Annotated in this window: 15 protein-coding genes; 12 read left to right on the top strand and 3 right to left on the bottom strand. The window is 64.2% G+C overall.

Features of this window, described 5'->3' with window-relative positions:
- The first annotated feature begins 18 nt into the window (after positions 1–18).
- Complete coding sequence (locus E5673_RS14710) at positions 19–381, top strand: hypothetical protein (RefSeq protein WP_136190593.1); 363 nt, start codon at positions 19–21, stop codon at positions 379–381.
- Positions 382–865: 484 nt separating this feature from the next.
- Here E5673_RS14710 and E5673_RS14705 read toward each other — a convergent pair whose 3' ends face one another.
- Together E5673_RS14705 and E5673_RS14700 are read right to left on the bottom strand one after the other, a co-directional pair.
- Positions 866–1,309: a hypothetical protein gene (locus E5673_RS14705; RefSeq protein ID WP_136190592.1), complete on the bottom strand. Its 444-nt coding sequence runs from the start codon at positions 1,307–1,309 to the stop codon at positions 866–868.
- Positions 1,310–1,845: 536 nt separating this feature from the next.
- Positions 1,846–2,292, bottom strand: coding sequence for a hypothetical protein (locus E5673_RS14700; protein ID WP_136190591.1), 447 nt, complete (start codon positions 2,290–2,292; stop codon positions 1,846–1,848).
- Positions 2,293–2,654: 362 nt separating this feature from the next.
- Between E5673_RS14700 and E5673_RS14695 the strand changes: the two genes are divergently transcribed.
- The 11 genes from E5673_RS14695 to E5673_RS14640 all read left to right on the top strand — a co-directional run bounded on the left by E5673_RS14695 (position 2,655) and on the right by E5673_RS14640 (position 14,581).
- Positions 2,655–5,981: a hypothetical protein gene (locus E5673_RS14695; RefSeq protein ID WP_136190590.1), complete on the top strand. Its 3,327-nt coding sequence runs from the start codon at positions 2,655–2,657 to the stop codon at positions 5,979–5,981.
- A gap of 1,100 nt (positions 5,982–7,081) precedes the next feature.
- Positions 7,082–8,728 carry a malonate decarboxylase subunit alpha gene (gene mdcA, locus E5673_RS14685; protein ID WP_136190589.1) on the top strand — a complete coding sequence of 549 codons (1,647 nt, stop codon included), beginning with the start codon at positions 7,082–7,084 and terminating at the stop codon, positions 8,726–8,728.
- Positions 8,729–8,744: 16 nt separating this feature from the next.
- Positions 8,745–9,059 (top strand): malonate decarboxylase acyl carrier protein, encoded by a 315-nt coding sequence (gene mdcC / locus E5673_RS14680; RefSeq protein WP_136190588.1) that lies wholly within the window; start codon positions 8,745–8,747, stop codon positions 9,057–9,059.
- Positions 9,056–9,964, top strand: coding sequence for a biotin-independent malonate decarboxylase subunit beta (locus E5673_RS14675; protein WP_136190587.1), 909 nt, complete (start codon positions 9,056–9,058; stop codon positions 9,962–9,964). Before mdcC ends, E5673_RS14675 begins: the two co-directional genes overlap by 4 nt.
- A complete protein-coding gene (gene mdcE / locus E5673_RS14670; protein ID WP_136190586.1) occupies positions 9,951–10,670 on the top strand; it encodes a biotin-independent malonate decarboxylase subunit gamma in 720 nt (239 codons plus the stop codon). The genes E5673_RS14675 and mdcE overlap by 14 nt, the downstream gene beginning before the upstream one ends.
- Positions 10,671–10,686: 16 nt before the next feature.
- Positions 10,687–11,283 (top strand): malonate decarboxylase holo-[acyl-carrier-protein] synthase, encoded by a 597-nt coding sequence (gene mdcG, locus E5673_RS14665; protein ID WP_210731753.1) that lies wholly within the window; start codon positions 10,687–10,689, stop codon positions 11,281–11,283.
- Positions 11,280–12,113 (top strand): triphosphoribosyl-dephospho-CoA synthase, encoded by an 834-nt coding sequence (locus tag E5673_RS14660; protein WP_136190584.1) that lies wholly within the window; start codon positions 11,280–11,282, stop codon positions 12,111–12,113. Before mdcG ends, E5673_RS14660 begins: the two co-directional genes overlap by 4 nt.
- Positions 12,110–13,024: a hypothetical protein gene (locus E5673_RS14655; RefSeq protein ID WP_136190583.1), complete on the top strand. Its 915-nt coding sequence runs from the start codon at positions 12,110–12,112 to the stop codon at positions 13,022–13,024. The genes E5673_RS14660 and E5673_RS14655 overlap by 4 nt, the downstream gene beginning before the upstream one ends.
- 10 nt (positions 13,025–13,034) lie before the next feature.
- A complete protein-coding gene (locus tag E5673_RS14650) occupies positions 13,035–13,661 on the top strand; it encodes an AEC family transporter (RefSeq protein WP_247599691.1) in 627 nt (208 codons plus the stop codon).
- The gene (locus E5673_RS19720; protein ID WP_348769900.1) at positions 13,613–13,963 is read left to right on the top strand and encodes an AEC family transporter; all 351 of its coding nucleotides are present in this window, start codon (positions 13,613–13,615) and stop codon (positions 13,961–13,963) included. The genes E5673_RS14650 and E5673_RS19720 overlap by 49 nt, the downstream gene beginning before the upstream one ends.
- Positions 13,964–14,167: 204 nt before the next feature.
- Positions 14,168–14,581, top strand: a complete 414-nt coding sequence (locus tag E5673_RS14640) for a response regulator (RefSeq protein ID WP_136190580.1) — start codon at positions 14,168–14,170, stop codon at positions 14,579–14,581.
- Positions 14,582–14,594: 13 nt separating this feature from the next.
- On the opposite strand, the gene E5673_RS14635 is transcribed toward E5673_RS14640, so the two are convergent.
- Positions 14,595–15,857, bottom strand: coding sequence for a divalent metal cation transporter (locus E5673_RS14635; protein WP_136190579.1), 1,263 nt, complete (start codon positions 15,855–15,857; stop codon positions 14,595–14,597).
- Positions 15,858–15,891: the final 34 nt, after the last annotated feature.

Here is a 15,891-nt window from a genome sequence, read left to right as displayed (position 1 = left end):
GAGGTTCAGCGCGGCGATTTGCGCCGCATCCTGCTCGACTCCCTGTCTCCCGGCATGATCCGCTGGAGGCAGAGGCTGGCGAACGCCGTGCCTCTCGGCGACGGGCAGCACCGGCTGACTTTTGACAATGGCCCGAGCGTCGAGGTTGATCTTCTCGTCGGTGCAGACGGCGCGTGGTTGAAGGTACGCCCGCTGCTTTCGGCTGCGACGCCGAGCTATACCGGAATGGCGTTTATCGAGACCTATCTGCGCGACGTCGATACGCGGCACCAAGCCGCGGCAGCAGCGGTTGGCGGCGGCGCGCAGTTCGCGCTGGCACCTGGCAAAGGTAGCCGAATATCGCAGCAACGTCGTCACGACACCTCGACCTTGGCAACGTAAATGCTCTGGGGCGCTCAGGGCAGGACGGGATTCCTACACTTCCTGGCGATACCGGTGGTCATGTTCGGATCATCATTGTCATCGATCGCTATGCCAAGCGATACCTCGTATGCAGTAACGGGCGTTCCGGCTCAGCTGCTGTTGCACCAGTGACGCTCGCAGCGCAGTACTCACGACCGCGTGCGGTCGGAAAGCAAGGCTTGCAACAAGGCCCATCGTCACATTGGTGATCAGGTGAACTCTTTCTAGCGGATGTAACAATTCTGCGCCATTTCCAAACGAAAGGCAGAAGCGTGAACGTTCCGCCGCAGACGCATAGGGTGGTCGCGGTCGACGTAGCGAGTTCGCCGCCGCTACGCGCGAGACGTACAAGCGGCGCGATGCTCTTGGGCGGGTTGCCGTTTGGCAGCGGTACAGGCTACGTATTGCCGGCATTCTACTCAAGTATCGGTTTGCGTCGCGGTGTCCGAGTAGTTTCGGTCCCTCACCCTCCGAAACGCTGCCAGCGCGGCTGCAGGTTGAAGGCGACCGCCCCGTCCCAAGCGTCGGAAGGGGACTTGATGGTCACGCCTCCTATGAACGGTCCAAGCGCGCCATGGGAAATCACCTCGTTTAAGGCCTTTCCCCTGGCGGTGATCTGCGTGCTAGGCGGAAGCGTGCCCGGGCACAAAAAGTCCCATTTGGTGCGTCCCAACTCGCGGTAGATCGTCCCCATCAGATCGGCTTCCAGGAGAAGGTAACGGCTGCGACGCCGCAGTACGTTCACCCGCATGCCTGTGACCTTCGTCAACATCCTGGGGAAGTGATCCTCCGCCAGCATCCCGCCCTGACGCATGCGCACCCGGCGATCCATGGCGTCGTTGATCCGTTGCGGATCGATCTCCGCTTCCGCAAGCATCGAAATGAGCACTGATGAAGCGAAGAACATTCCATTTCCTCTCAACCGGTCGGCTTACCGTTTGCATCCGCTTCTAGGATCATGTGGGCTTGATCCCAACCGTGCCCCGCCGCCAATTCCGGCGCCGGGCAACCTCGTCCTGAGGACGGCGCCAAGGGATTGCGTGAACTTCGATTCTCGTCGGCCACCATCCACATTTGGAGGGTATGCCGGCCGCGTTTGCCGTGATCGCTGACGTTGCCGCGATCGTCCGGCGAATACTGGTCCGACAATCTCGATACAACCGCTCATACGACCGGTCGTATGACTACTCGCTACGTCTGCCGCGGGTTCGATCGTATCGTCTGACATCACAGCCCTGTTCAAAGAGCCGCCATCAGCCCGTTAAACGATCCTTTTACAAGGCGACCTTCAGACGACGCTTACGGTGGATGCGGCATCATGTTCAGAGCCATCTGCCGGCGTCACCGTGCCGGACCGATCGCCGACCGGCTCAGGACGTTTCACCATCACTTGATCGCGCCTGCTCCGGACAAGCTACCAGGTTTGCGAACGTCGCCTGCGGTCTAGCACAGGCTGCCGTCTCGATGGGCTTTCTCCAGTACGGTCAGCAGCCTGTCGTATCGCCGAGCATCTTCCGGGTTTCCCGATCGGACGCAAGCGTCTGTCTCGTCCGTGATGTCGCAGCCACGATCCACCAGCCGAGACTGCGAGAAACGGAGGCGTACGATAGCCAATGGTGTGATCGCATCTTCGGGGCTGTCGTCCGGCAGTGTTTCCCTCAGCACGGCTTTCGCATCTCGAGCGCTTGGGCGCGACACCACCAAAGCGCCACGTGGGAGCAGACCATGCTCTATTGCAACGCAGTCGGCTTCCGCCCGTCCTTTGATCATGGCGGACAATGCTTCGTTTTCGGATTTGAAGCCAACGCTTCGAAACGTACCGTCGAACGAGTGAAGGTTCAGTTCCGCGGGGTGATTGGTGGGCTGATACCTTATCTTCGGATATCTCATTCGATTTTCCTTTCATCATCTACGGACAACGCTGGTCCGTCCCGGTTCGTGCTGCGTAATGGTAATTACGATACGTTCTGGCCAGTCCGCGAGCTGGTAAGGTCGTAGACTCGCGGCCTGCGCTGCGCGTCCAGCTCGTAGTGCATTAATTACGTACCACCGGGCGCGACCACGTTCTTGACAACGTCACGAACGTCGGCGCTTTCCTGATGACGGAGGATGATTTGCTCAATCGCTGGACATTGAACGCAAAGGTCGATCGTCACGTCGCGCGTCACATGCGTACGAACCCTGCCGTGCGGAGTGTCGGGCTCTCAATAACGTACCGAGCGCTTCGTGCTTTGCTGACCAGGCGGATGGGCTTGCTTCTCGCAGTCTATCTGCTGATCGATCTCGTGGCGGTCGCCATGGAATTTCTCGTCGCACGGCACGTCGTCCCGGTCGTGATACGGATCCCCGGCGGCGAGATTTCGTCGATCGTGACCTCCGTGCCGGGCGTAGCCATCACCGCTCAGACCGGCGCGCTGGCGGTGATTACCCTTTCGCTGGCGCTTGTCGCGCTGGTCTCGCAACGCGACGATGCCACCGGCGATATTCAAATCTACTACCACCACTCGCTCGCGTACGAGATCGCGTCGAGCTGTCTGGCGCTCGTCATCGTGCTTACCGTTCAAGCCGCATGGCCGCTCCACGTCGCCGCACACGCGCTCTGGGATCTGCCGGAAGACGGCGCGACGAAGTTCGTCCTGACGATCATGCACGTCGTATGGCTCGTCCTGAACGTCGCCGCGGTAGGGCACTTCATCGTCGTGACATTCAACTTCGTCCAGAGGCCGAGCCGCGAACGGATGCGGCAGCAGTACGTCGTCGATACCCTTCTTGGTCCCGACGTGCGGCGGCGGCTTCGCGCGCAGCTCTACCCGGTGACGGTGGCGGCGATGGTCGGTTCGCCAGATGCCGTCCACGAAAGGGTGACGGTCGGCGTCGTGCCGTTCTTCGGCCGAGATAACGGTACGGACGAAGTGGTGACCCGTCTGCCCGCGTCCACGACGCTGTCCGACATCTGGTTGCCATTGCTCGAATGGGCGATACGCTCGTGGTCGCGTAGGGCGAACGGGGCCGAGCCGGTTTCGGAGCCTTCCGGAAGACTGGCGGCGGTAGTCCCCGCTCTACGGCTGCCGGTCGGATTCGATCAGTCGGTGGGTGGCGAGGTCAGCATCTGCCAGCGCAGGGGGCCGGTAGCGATGAACCGGCTCGAACGGCTTGCCGTGCTGGTAGCCTTTCGCTTCACAATGGTACGATCAGCGCAAAACCGTCCGTTGCTGAACCAGCTTTTTGAAGAACAGATCGAGCGATCGCTGGACCGATTGCGACGACGCGCCTCCATGGGGTTCGAGGCGGAACTCGAGGAGCTTCTCCGCTTTCACGCCTTCCTGCTGGCAGCGGGTACGTCGGACGAGGCGCTGTTCACCGGTATGAACCTTGCCGAGCTATCTGGCAGTTCTTGGCACACGCCCCATGCGCAGTGGACCAGCCAGTACCGGCGGATCTTCGACGGGGCGGTCGACCTCATCGATGTCGATGATCGCTTTCTCGCATCCGTTGCGCAGGTCATTCCCACCCTGCTCATCGAAAGGGGAGGGGTCACGCTTACCGACGGCGTCGTGGCCGACGTGCTGCGGCTCGGGCCCATGCTCATGCATTCCGTCGAAGACTGGGTTGCGCGACGAACCTCCTATTCAAGCGAAGCCGACGGCGGCGGTTTCGTCCGGATGCCGCTTGGTGGCGCGGACCGACGCTCGCTGTCCAGGGCACTTCCCCCGATCGTCGGAGCGTGGGAGTCCGTGATGGAGTCATGGGCTGGTCAACTTCGGCGCGATCGGGCGACAATACCGTCAGCCCGCTGGAACGAGTTGAGGGCGGCGTGGCCCCGCATGGCTGAGCATCTCTCACGAACGGCCTATTGCCTGGCCGTCTCCGTCTGGCACGACGACGAGGAGGGAGCGGGATTGTTCCGGGCCGCATTGGCCAACTGGGGCGTCCGCGTCCGTTCGACGCTTCCAGGATTCGGGGACGTGCGGGTCTCACGCCTGCTGACGCCGGAGCTGCTGACGATGGAGTGGGACACCGTGATCGGCGTCGTGGAGCCGATGACGTTCCCCGGCATGCCGACGCCGGATCCCGACGGAATCTTTGCAAGACTGTTGGCAGGCGTCCACCGCGACGTCGTGCTGATGACCGCCGAACTTCTCCTCTTCTGGACGTCAAGCGGCAGGAATGCTTCGAACCTCCCGCCTCGCATCGCCCGGGGACTGCTGGACCGCGAAAATCTGGACGGGAACGGCGGCGCGCCTACGCCGCGTAGGCATCTGGCGCGAAACGTCTTCGATCTTCTTCGCCTGCATCTGGGAGGGGATCGCGGTGAACGAGACGGTCATGGAAACTGGCTCGACGACGTTCTGAGAAGGATGGAGATGGTGACCGAAGGACCGATGGTGCCCGGTCGAACCTACCTGCCCAAGACGCTCGTTCGAAGGCACGACCTGTTCGCGATCGCCGCCGCCCTCATCGCCACCTCTCCAACGGCAGGGTCCGGCATCACGGGCGGAATGGAGGAGCTTGCGTCCGCCGTGGAGCCCCTGCCGGACGGGGATCGGCTGTTACGCGACGTTGCCAGGCGACTGCAAAGCTGGCTCGATCTGCTTCAGCAGCCCAGCGAGATCATGGAGCGGGCATCGGTACTCTTGGGATCGGGGCCGGTGGGAGGGCTGGAGATCGCCGTATCTCAGCTGACAGAGGGAATACGGAAGCTTGCCGAGTTGAGGACGCGTCGCGTGCTCGCGGCGCCGATCTCGGACCGGCGGCTGGATGCGCTGCGCGAAACGGCCGAGAAGGCGCTGACGGGCGGCGAGGGTGATTTCGAACTGTTCCGACCGCCGGTGAGGCGGATCGGAAACCTGTCGTGCGCGGCGGAGGCCCGAACATACTCCATCGAGAAGTTCGAAAGAGGGAATCTGACCGAGCTTGAACTAGCGGAGAGGTTTCGCGACGAATTCATCGGGCAGGCCTTGTCGACGGCACTTCGTAAGGACGTGCTTCGAAGTTTCGCCATGAGGCAGCGGATCGAGCGACAAACCGATGTTTGGCTGACTGACCCGGCGTTCTGGCATCTCATCGAGACTGTTCGCGCGAAGCTCGGTGGAACTGCCACGCTGCTGGTGGATCATTCCGATGCAGGACTGCTATTGCGGAACGCGTTTATGCCGACAGGAACGTTGGCCGGGCATCGGCAGACCTTTCTCGACGCGTCGGACGAGCGTCCGAGTGCCTATCGCAGCACGATTGATGGCGTGAACGTTATGGGCGGTCGGGTCGGTGCGGGGAAGGCGCTGCTTTTTTCAGGCGATGCGCTTCGCGGCATCGCGTTCGAACCCGACAGCGACGGTCGCCTGGTCGAGATCGATTTTAGGCCGGAGGGCCCCACCGAACCCACAGGCATGCTGGACTTCCGGATCAAACTCGCGATCGAGTGGAGCAACGACCCGATCTTCGAACTGCTATACCGGCATGAGGCCCCCTCCGTCGAAACGACCGTGGAACCTGCCGAGGCCCAGCCCGGATTCGTCTCGCAGTGGTTGTTGAACCTGTTCGGAGTTCGCGGGAAAGGGAAGGTTCGAAAGGCACGCTGAGTCCCTCCGGTCTCTCTAATGTCTGATCGCCGCCCGAATGCGAACGTCGAACGGATGTTCGAGCGTAAAAGCCCGATCCAGCGACGTTATCGCTCTCGGCAACGATCGACGGGTTCGGGCGCGGCGATACGGCGCCTCGCGGACGAACTCGGGATAAGCAGACCCATGTTCTACAAGCCCATAAAAACCCGCAAGCGGTGGACGGGCGACGCCGCCGTCGCGTAGCGCGAGCCACGCCGACCGTGGGACGAGGCGGCGAACACGATCGTCCTCGAAGCGATCGCGGCGTGTAATCCGGGGGCCACGCTGATGGAGGTGAGCCGTTCCGCCGAGCGCATCGCCCATCACCGCAAGGCGCCGACCCCCGTCAGATCGTTCGTCCGTCGGCTGTACGGACCGCAGACCGCAGGATCGGCCATCGCACAACGGCTTTCCCTCTCGACGGGGATGGCGCTGGACTCGGCCGTGCTCGGGGTCAGGATCGTAGTCTAAGACGAGCGAAGCGTGCTGCCGAAGCTGACCGCAGTCGTCGACCTGAGCAGCGGTTGCCTGGTCGACCGGCAGCTGTCGCCGGGCGCCGTAGATCTGGAAGACGTAGTCGGACTGGTCGAGCGGGCTCACAAGGGGCGCCACGGCGACACCTTCCTTTCGAAGGCCGACGCCAGTGCCAACGATAGAAGGTCGAGAGGCCGACTAACAGCAGCTTCGCGACCTGGGCAGGCCTGTCCGCCGCCGCGAGCAGCTTGCGCAACATAGCCAGCCTGTCGCGCTTCGGCGTCAAGGTCGAGCCGCACCGCCCATCGACGGCCAGAGGGCCGACAACGTCGCAGCGGCCATATGTCCGCCGTCAGATGCTTCGCCTTCGCCTTTGCCCCGTCATCCGCTCGGTCTTCGAAATCCGGCATCCGTGATCGCCGATAGGGCACGGTCCACGCATGCGACGTACCATGGAGGGCGATCTGATCCGCCGCCACCGCCGTGAGCCTTCGGAAGTACGAACCAGCTCCGGGTTAACACCTTGGTATGGGTCACCTTGATGGAGCCATGGGTCCACGTAGATTGGATAGGTATCCCGATCTCGCGAATAGCGGAGGCGCACAATGAGAGACTGGAAAACGCAGAGGACCGCGCGCGAGGATCGTCTTGCCGCGGGAGCGCGCTTCGCCCGCGGCAAGACGGTCGCCGTGGACGATCTGACAGCGTTCCTGGAGACGGTGCTGCGGCCTGGAGACCGGGTCTGTCTCGAGGGCGACAACCAGAAGCAGGCCGACGTGCTGGCGATGGCGCTGGCCGACATCGATCCGAGCGTGATCCACGACCTCCACATGGTTCAATCCGGCGTCGTTCTGCCTGAACACCTGGACATCTTCGACAAGGGCATCGCCCGTCGTCTCGACTATTCGTACTCCGGACCGCAGTCCGCACGGATCGCCAGGATGCTGTTCGGGGGCAAGATCGAACTGGGCGCGGTGCACACGTATCTCGAATTGTTCGCGCGCTACTTCGTCGATCTGACGCCACAGGTGGCACTGATCGCCGCGGTCAGTGCCGACCACGAGGGCAACCTCTACACGGGGCCGAACACCGAGGACACTCCGACCGTCGTCGAGGCGACCAGCTTCAAGGGCGGGCTGGTCATCGCCCAGGTTGCCGAGGTCGTGGACAAGCTGCCACGCGTCGACATTCCAGGTGATCAGGTACACTTCGTGGTCGAGGCGAAGAAGCCGTTCTACGTGGAGCCCCTGTTCACCCGCGATCCGGGTGCGATCACGGAGACGCAGATCCTGACCGCCATGATGGCGATCAAGGGGATCTACGCACCCTACGGCGTCAAGCGGTTGAACCACGGCATTGGCTTCTCGACCGCCGCGATCGAACTGCTGCTGCCGACCTACGGCGAGAAGCTGGGGCTCAAGGGCAAGATCTGCACGCACTGGGCACTGAACCCGCATCCAACGCTAATCCCAGCGATCGAGGCAGGGTGGGTCGAGCAGATCCACTGCTTCGGGTCGGAAGTCGGCATGGACGACTATCTGGCAGCGCGCTCCGACATCTACTTCACCGGCGCCGATGGCTCGCTACGATCGAACCGCGCTCTGTGTCAGACCGCAGGCCTGTACGCCTGCGACATGTTCATCGGCTCGACCCTGCAGATCGATCTCGCAGGGCACAGCTCGACCGTCACCACCGACCGCATCGCGGGATTCGGCGGTGCGCCGAACATGGGATCCGATCCACGCGGTCGCCGTCACCCCAGCGAGCCATGGTTGAAGGCGGGTGCGGAAGCCGACCCCGGGACGCCCGCCGGACTGCGGCGCGGCCGCAAGCTCGTCGTCCAGATCGGCGAGACGTTCGGCGACGCCAACGTGCCGCTGTTCGTGGAACAGCTCGATGCCTTGGCCCTTGCCCAGAAGCTCGACCTCGATCTCGCACCCGTGATGATCTACGGCGACGACGTCAGCCACATCGTCACCGAGGAGGGCATCGCCAACCTGTTGCTGTGCCGCGACAAGGACGAGCGCGAGCAGGCGATCCGCGGGGTTGCTGGCTACACCGAGATCGGTCGCGGACGCGACCGCAGGATGGTCGAACGTCTGCGCGAGCGGAAGGTCATCCAGCGTCCGGAGGACCTTGGAATCGACCCGCTCGAAGCCGATCGCAGCATGCTGGCGGCTAGGTCGATCAAGGATCTCGCTCTGGCTTCGGGAGGGCTCTACCGCCCGCCCAGCAAATTCCGCAACTGGTGACGGAGGCTCGGACCCCATGGAAAATCTGACTTACAACCTCGACGCACCCGTTGCCGCCGGGGGTACGAAGACGCAGGCGATCATAGGCGTCGTCGCTTCGGGCAACCTCGAGGTGCTGCTCGAACGCACCCTGCCGGAGGACAAGTGTTCCGTCGAGATCGCAACAAGCGCGCACGGTTTCGGCGACGTCTGGCAGGCGGTGGTCTCCGATTTCGTCGCATTGCGCGCCGCTGGAGGACTTCGCATCTCGATCAACGATGGAGGTGCCCGGCCAGATACTGTCGCGTTGCGGTTGGCGCAGGGCGTCCGTCTGATCGAGTCGGCAGCATGAGCGTCGATCCGAACGTCATGAGCTGGTACGAAGCGAGCGCCCGCCAGCGCATCGACGCGCTCACGGACCCTCACAGCTTCGTCGAGTTCATCGGCCCCGAGCAGCGTGAGGTCAGCCCGCACCTGCCGATCTTCGACCTTCCCGAACAGTTCGACGACGGCATGGTGGTCGGCCGGGCGAACATCGGTGGCGCGTCCATCTTCATAGCCGCACAGGAAGGCCGTTTCATGGGCGGCGCATTCGGGGAAGTCCACGGCGCCAAGCTTGTCGGTCTGCTTCGCGCCGCCAAGGCGATGAAGCGGGACGTGCTGGTCCTGTTCGATACGGGCGGCGTGCGGCTGCAGGAGGCCAATGCCGGTGAACTGGCGATCTCGGAGATCATCCGGGCGATCGTCGCGGCAAGGACCGAAGGCGTCCGCGTCGTCGGGCTGATCGGCGGTCGTTCCGGCTGCTACGGCGGCGGCGGGCTCATTGCAGGATCCTGTTCGACCCTGGTCGTTTCTGAGCATGGCCGGATCAGCGTGTCCGGGCCCGAGGTGATCGAGACCAACAAGGGGGTCGAGGAGTTTGACTCGGCGGACAAGGCGCTCGTCTGGCGGACCATGGGCGGAAAGAACCGCTACCTGATCGGTGGGGCGGATCTGTTCGCCGACGACAGCGTCGCTGCGTTCCGGACGGCAGCGACGGCGGCGCTGGCCCGTACGCCTCGGCTCGACCTCGACACGATGGAAGCCGAGCAGGTCAGGCTGCAGCGAAGGCTGGACCGCTTCGGCAACGCGACCGACGCCGTCGACATCTGGACGACGCTTGGATTCGCCGACGCGGCGGCGGTGCCGGGCCTTTCGACAGATGAATTCCTACAAATGGCATATGGCCACCGGGAGGCAGCCGATGACGCTCGCTGAAATTCTAGCATCGCTATTTCCGGCAGGTCACGACGTCAGGGTCGCAGGCGGGCTGATCACCGGTACCGGACCTCTTGCCGATGGACCCGTCCACGTGCTCGGCGTCGCCGACCGCACGGCGCTCGGCGTCGACGAGGCGCTCCGAATGGCAGGCGCCGTAATCGACATCGCCCGCTCGCCCAGCGGCGCGCCGATCCTGGTGCTGATCGACTCCGACAGCCAGAGGATGAGCAAGCGCGACGAACTGCTGGGCCTGAGCGAATACCTCGCGCATCTCGCGAAATCGCTGCTGCTCGCCGACCGCGCCGGCCACCGCACCATCGGGCTGCTGTATGGCCATACGGCGGCCGGCGCGTTCATTGCCACCGCGCTCGCGACCGGCACGCTCGTCGCCCTGCCGGGCGCGGATCCGGTCGTGATGGATCTACCGTCGATGTCCCGCGTGACCAAGCTGTCGATCGAGGTGCTCACCGAGAAGGCGAAGGCTACGCCCGTGTTCGCGCCCGGCCTCGACAATCTGGCGCAGACGGGGGCGATCCTCGCGACGTGGGATCCCGCCAAGGCGCTCGACGCGCAACTCGCCGCGCTGCTGGCGACGCCAGTCGGCGACGACGTGCGGGACCTGCTGGGCGCCGAACGCAAGGGTCGGACAAAGTCGGCTGAAATCGCCAAGCGGGTCGTGGAACTGGCGCGCGCCGGTGGCTGAGGCTCGGCGACACGACATGGTGCGGGTCGACCAGCGGGCGTGGGCGACGATGCTGCGCGGGCGACCGGAGCTTGCTGCGGAACTGGTGGTTGCGGACTGGGTCTCGAATGGCTCGCCGCTGGTCGTCCGAAGGCCTGATTGCGCGGCGCAGGACGGAATGATCGCGCTCGGCCTTCCTCTGCCACCGTCGCACGGCAAGCGGCGGATCGCGGTCGAACTGTCGCTTGCCGCGCTCATCGATCTGTCGTCGCCGCCGACCCTCGCGGAAGCCCAGGTGGTGGCTCCCAAGAATTGGCACCCGACCATCGCCCGCCTTTTGGACGTCGACCCAGCTGTCCGCACGTTCGGCGGCCTGGCTTGGCAGTTTCTGACCGGTCTGCCGTATCTGTCGCCTTCCTCCGACCTCGACCTCCTGTGGCTCCAGGGCGCTCCCCTGGGGGAGCTCGCCGCGATCGATGCTGACGCGCCGATGCGGATCGACGGCGAAGTCGTCGCCTCGGACGGCGGCGCGGTCCAGTGGCGCGAACTGGGCTCGGCGACGGGGGAGGTGCTCGTCAAACGGCTTCATGGTGCCAGCACGATGTCGGTTGAAGCCTTCATGGCTCTGACATGATCGCCACCCTGGGTGTCGTCCGCGACGACTGGAACGACGTGATCGGCCGCATGGCCACAGACTGCCTCAAACTCGAACTCGGGACCTATCCCAAACCCGGCCTCGTCAGCCATGTCGACAACGGCGCCCATGCCGACATGGACGCGGCGATCCTGGTCCGGAGCGCCGACACGCTGGCGCCGTTCTTCGTCGAACTCGCTGCTGCGGGCGCTGCGGGGGCGGCGATGCCACGGCTGCAGGCTATCGGCATCGCCGCGGAACGTGAGATGCTGGCGGCTACGGGCGGCGTCAACACGCACCGGGGTGCAATCTTCGGCATGGGTCTGCTGGCGGCTGCTGCGGGCTTTCGCGCCGGCTACGGCGCTCCCGGTTCGCTCGGGGAGATCGTGGCCCAGCGCTGGGGCGCGGCAATCGGCGCCATGGCACCCGCCGAGCGGAGCAACGGACGGCTGGCCGCGCAGACCCACGGGATCGGTGGCGCCCGGGCCGAGGCGGCCGCTGGCTTTCCTTCGGTGTACCGGGTGGCTCTGCCTGCGCTCGACGAGGGCGGTACGCTGGCGGGTGACGCCGAACCCGCTCGTGTCCAGGCGTGCATGGCGCTGATCGCGGCCGTCGACGACACGAACCTGTTCCATCGCGGCGGCGCTGACGGGGCCCGTGCCGCCCGGATCGCCGCGACCGGCTTCATCGAGCGGGGCGGCGTCGGGCAGCGGGATTGGAGGAGACAGGCGATCGCGATCCACAGGGACTTCGTCGAGCGCAATCTCAGCCCTGGCGGCTGCGCCGATCTCCTCGCGATGGCCTTGTTCGTCCGCATGGTCGGGCCATGAAGCTGGCTCTGCTATGTTCCGGGCAAGGTCTCCAGTCGGCGGAAATGTTCCGGTCGACGCGCGATGCGCCAGCCGCGGCGCCGGTGTTCGCTGCGGCCAGCAAAGTGCTCCGCGACGATCCGCGCAGCTTCGTCACCTCTGCGGGCGATCGGCTGTTCGCCAACCGTGCCAGCCAGATACTATGCGTGACGCAGGCGCTCTCGGCCCATGCCTGCCTTCTTGACGTCCTCCCCGAACGCATCGTCGTCGCGGGTTACAGCGTTGGCGAAATGGCCGCATGGGGGATCGCTGGGGTGTGGGACGTCGATGCGACGCTGACGGCGGTCGGGGCACGCGCGGAGTCGATGGACGCCGCCAGCGCAGGTGACGCCGGTCTCGGCTTTGTCCGGGGGCTAGCCCGCGGCGCAGTCGCTGAGCTTGCCGCGCGCCACGACTGCGAGATAGCGATCATCGACCCGGACCTCCTGTTCGTCGTAGGCGGCCAGCGGGCCGACCTGTTTCGGCTGTGCGCGGACGCTAGCGCTGCCGGCGCGGCGCGAACGGGTCTTCTCGCAGTGCACATCGCTTCGCACACGTCGGCATTGCGCGCTGCAGTGGCTCCGTTCGCCAGCGCGCTGGCAGCGATTCCGACGAACCGTCCACGACGCGGCACGACGCTGCTGAGCGCGATCGATGGCGCGCCGATATTCGATCCCGCGACAGGCATTACGATCCTTGCTTCCCAGGTTGGTCAGATGATCGACTGGGCGGCCGTGCTGGCGGCGATGGTCGAGGCAGGGGTCGATACCGTGCTCGAACTCGGACCGGGGACCGCACTGGTATCGATGGTCCGCACTTCGTTCCCTTCGCTTCGCGCTCGCGCCTTCGACGACTTCCGCAGCCTCGAAGGCGTGCGCCAATGGTTAGGATGAAGCCGTGCTGATGATAATCCTCAACGCGTTGCTGCCCGTGTTCTTCGGCACTGCGCTTGGATATTTCGCAGGCCGTTCTCGCGATGTCGACAATGGCCATGTCGCCGAATTGAACGCCCTCGTGATGGACTTCGCCGTCCCGACGTCGATCTTCGTCACTGTAGTTCGGGCGTCCCGGCCGACGCTCGTAGCGCAGTTGCCGCTGGCGGCGATACTGTCGCTTTCGATGCTGATACTGTTCGCGCTCACGTACTGGATGGCTCGAACACTGTTCAAGGCATCGTCGGGTGAGGCGTCGGTGCAGGCGCTGACGACCTCGCTGCCGAACTACGCCTCGGCCGGTTTGCCGCTGATCGCGGCTCTGCTCGGCGCCGACCAGTTGGTATCGGTCGCTGTGGCGATCGCCTGCGGTGCGGTAGTGATGTCGCCGATCACGCTCGTCATACTCGAAAGGACTGCCGAGACGCCGGGCGACCACGGGATCGGCCCCGCACTGGCGAAGGCATTCCGCAAACCGCTGGTGATCGCTCCGGCCGTGGCGGTCGCTCTCGTGCTGACCGGTATCGAACTACCGGATCCTCTGGATCGATCACTCACGTTGATGGGCCAGGTCGCGGGGGGGCAGGGCTCTTCCTGACCGGCCTCATCGTCTCCGCGCAGAAGCTTCGTTTCGGACCGAGCGTCGGCATCCAGACATTGCTGTCGAACGTCGCGCATCCGCTGATCGCCGCCGCGCTGGCGCTCCTGTTCGCCGTGCCGGCGCTGATCGCGCGTGAGGCGATCGTCCTCGCGGCTCTGCCGGCGGGCTTCTTCGGCATCCTGTTCGGGCTGCGCTTCGGGATCAAGTCCGAGGTGGTAGGCACGACGCTGATCGCCAGCACGATCGTCAGCGCGGTGACGCTGGCGGCGGCGATCTACCTGACCGCCGGCATGGTTTAGGACAAATCGACGTTCGTCGAAAGGTGGGCCTCAAAGCCCTTCGCCACGCCGATCCACGGTGAACATCGCCAGAACGGCGTGGCGAAGTGGGGCGCGGTGCAAGACCGTTCCTCGATATAACGTTTACGTATGATTGCGACATGCTGCAGCCATCTGCATATCGGTGAAACAACCTGAGAGGCGTGAGGCGACCGGGAGTATGAACTGACCGACCTGCCCATCATAGCGATCGTCGACAACGATCCCGGAGTCAGAGGGAGTCTGGACAGCCTGGTCCGATCCGCGGGCATGGTCGGCCTAAAGTTCAAGCGCGCCGAGGATCTTCTCGCGGCCGAGAAACTGGCAGAGGTCAGTTGCATCGTGACTGATGTGCACATGCCGGGGATGTCAGGCCTTCAGCTCCAGGACGAGATGAACCGTCGCGGATACACCCGTCCCACGATCTTCATGACGGCCTACCCGACCCAGGTCGCACGCGATCAGGCGCTTGCCGGCGGCGCCGTGGCGTTTCTGAAGAAGCCGTTGAGTCCGGACGGCCTTCTAAGCCTGATCCTGGATTCGATAAGCGAACGAGGCACTGATGGCTCTTCTCCATCTCAGCCCATCTTGCGACCGTAGTGCAACCGTCGTCCTACGCCAAAGCGATAGCCACTGCCGCAACGCCCATGACTGCGGTTGCCGTCCAGCCGAGCGCGAACAGGGATCTGCCTGCGATGAACCCGCCCATCAGCTGACGACGCGTGACGACCATCATCATCGCCGCCATCAACGGCACCGCCGCGACACCGTTGAGGACCGCGCTCCAGAACAGGGCCTTGAAGGGATCGAGCGGCGACCAGTCGATGCCGATCCCCAGCAGCGTCGAAACCGCGATGACCGAATAGAACCCGATCGCCTGGAGCGGCTTGTTCTCGAGCCCCGTCTTCCAGCCATGCGCCTCGCCGACCGCGTAGCCGGTAGAGCCCGCGAGTACCGGAACCGCCAGCAGTCCGGTGCCGATGATCCCTAGGCTGAATATCACGGATGCGAAACGCCCGGCGACGGGTGCAAGCGCCTTGGCGGCATCGGCAGCGGAGTCTATCTGCGTTCCGGAGCCTTGGTTCAGAGTCGTAGCGGTGCCTATCACGATGGCGATGGCCACGACGTTCGATATCGCCATGCCGGCGAGAGTATCGATGCGCAGGCGCGAGAACTGTGCCTTCGCATATTGGGGCGAGTCTCTCAGACAGGTCTGATCGGGATCGTTGTTTATCGCCTCGACCTCCTGCGCGCTTTGCCAGAAAAACAGATAGGGGCTGATCGTAGTGCCGAAGATCGCCACGATCGTCACGACGGCGGTCTTGCTCGGGATGGTAGGCACTACGAGTCCGTGCAACGCCGCGACCCAGTCGATCTTCACCGTAAGCAGAACCGCCAGATAGCTGAGCAGCACGAGCGTGAGCCATTTGAGCAAGCTGGAATAGCGACGATACGGGACGAAAAGCTGGAGCAGCAGGGATCCCACCGCGAACATGATCGTGAAGGCATGCCCGCCCGAGCCGACCATTAGTTCCGCAGCGTCGCCCATCGCGGCGATGTCGGCTCCGATATTGATCGTGTTCGCGACGAAAAGGATCCCGACGAGAGCGATCACTAGCCATCGCGGCATGATCTCACGCATGTTCCTGGCTAGCCCATTGCCGGTCACCCGCCCGATACGAGCGGCCACGAGCTGGATGGCGACCATCAGCGGATAGGTCAGCACCATCGTCCATAGAAGCTGGAAGCCGAACTGCGCTCCCGCCTGCGAGTAGGTGGCGATGCCGCTGGGATCATCGTCGGCCGCACCGGTGACGAGGCCCGGACCAAGCTGCCGGAATAGCGCGATCGAGCGGAACTTCATTCCAGGCTTCATGTGTACGCCTTCGATCGCGGCAGAGAATGCGCAC

Origin of the sequence: Sphingomonas sp. PAMC26645 (genome assembly GCF_004795835.1) — a bacterium.
GTDB lineage: Bacteria > Pseudomonadota > Alphaproteobacteria > Sphingomonadales > Sphingomonadaceae > Sphingomonas.
The sequence above is the reverse complement of the archived record's forward strand: the minus strand, read 5'-3'. Positions and strand labels throughout refer to the sequence as shown.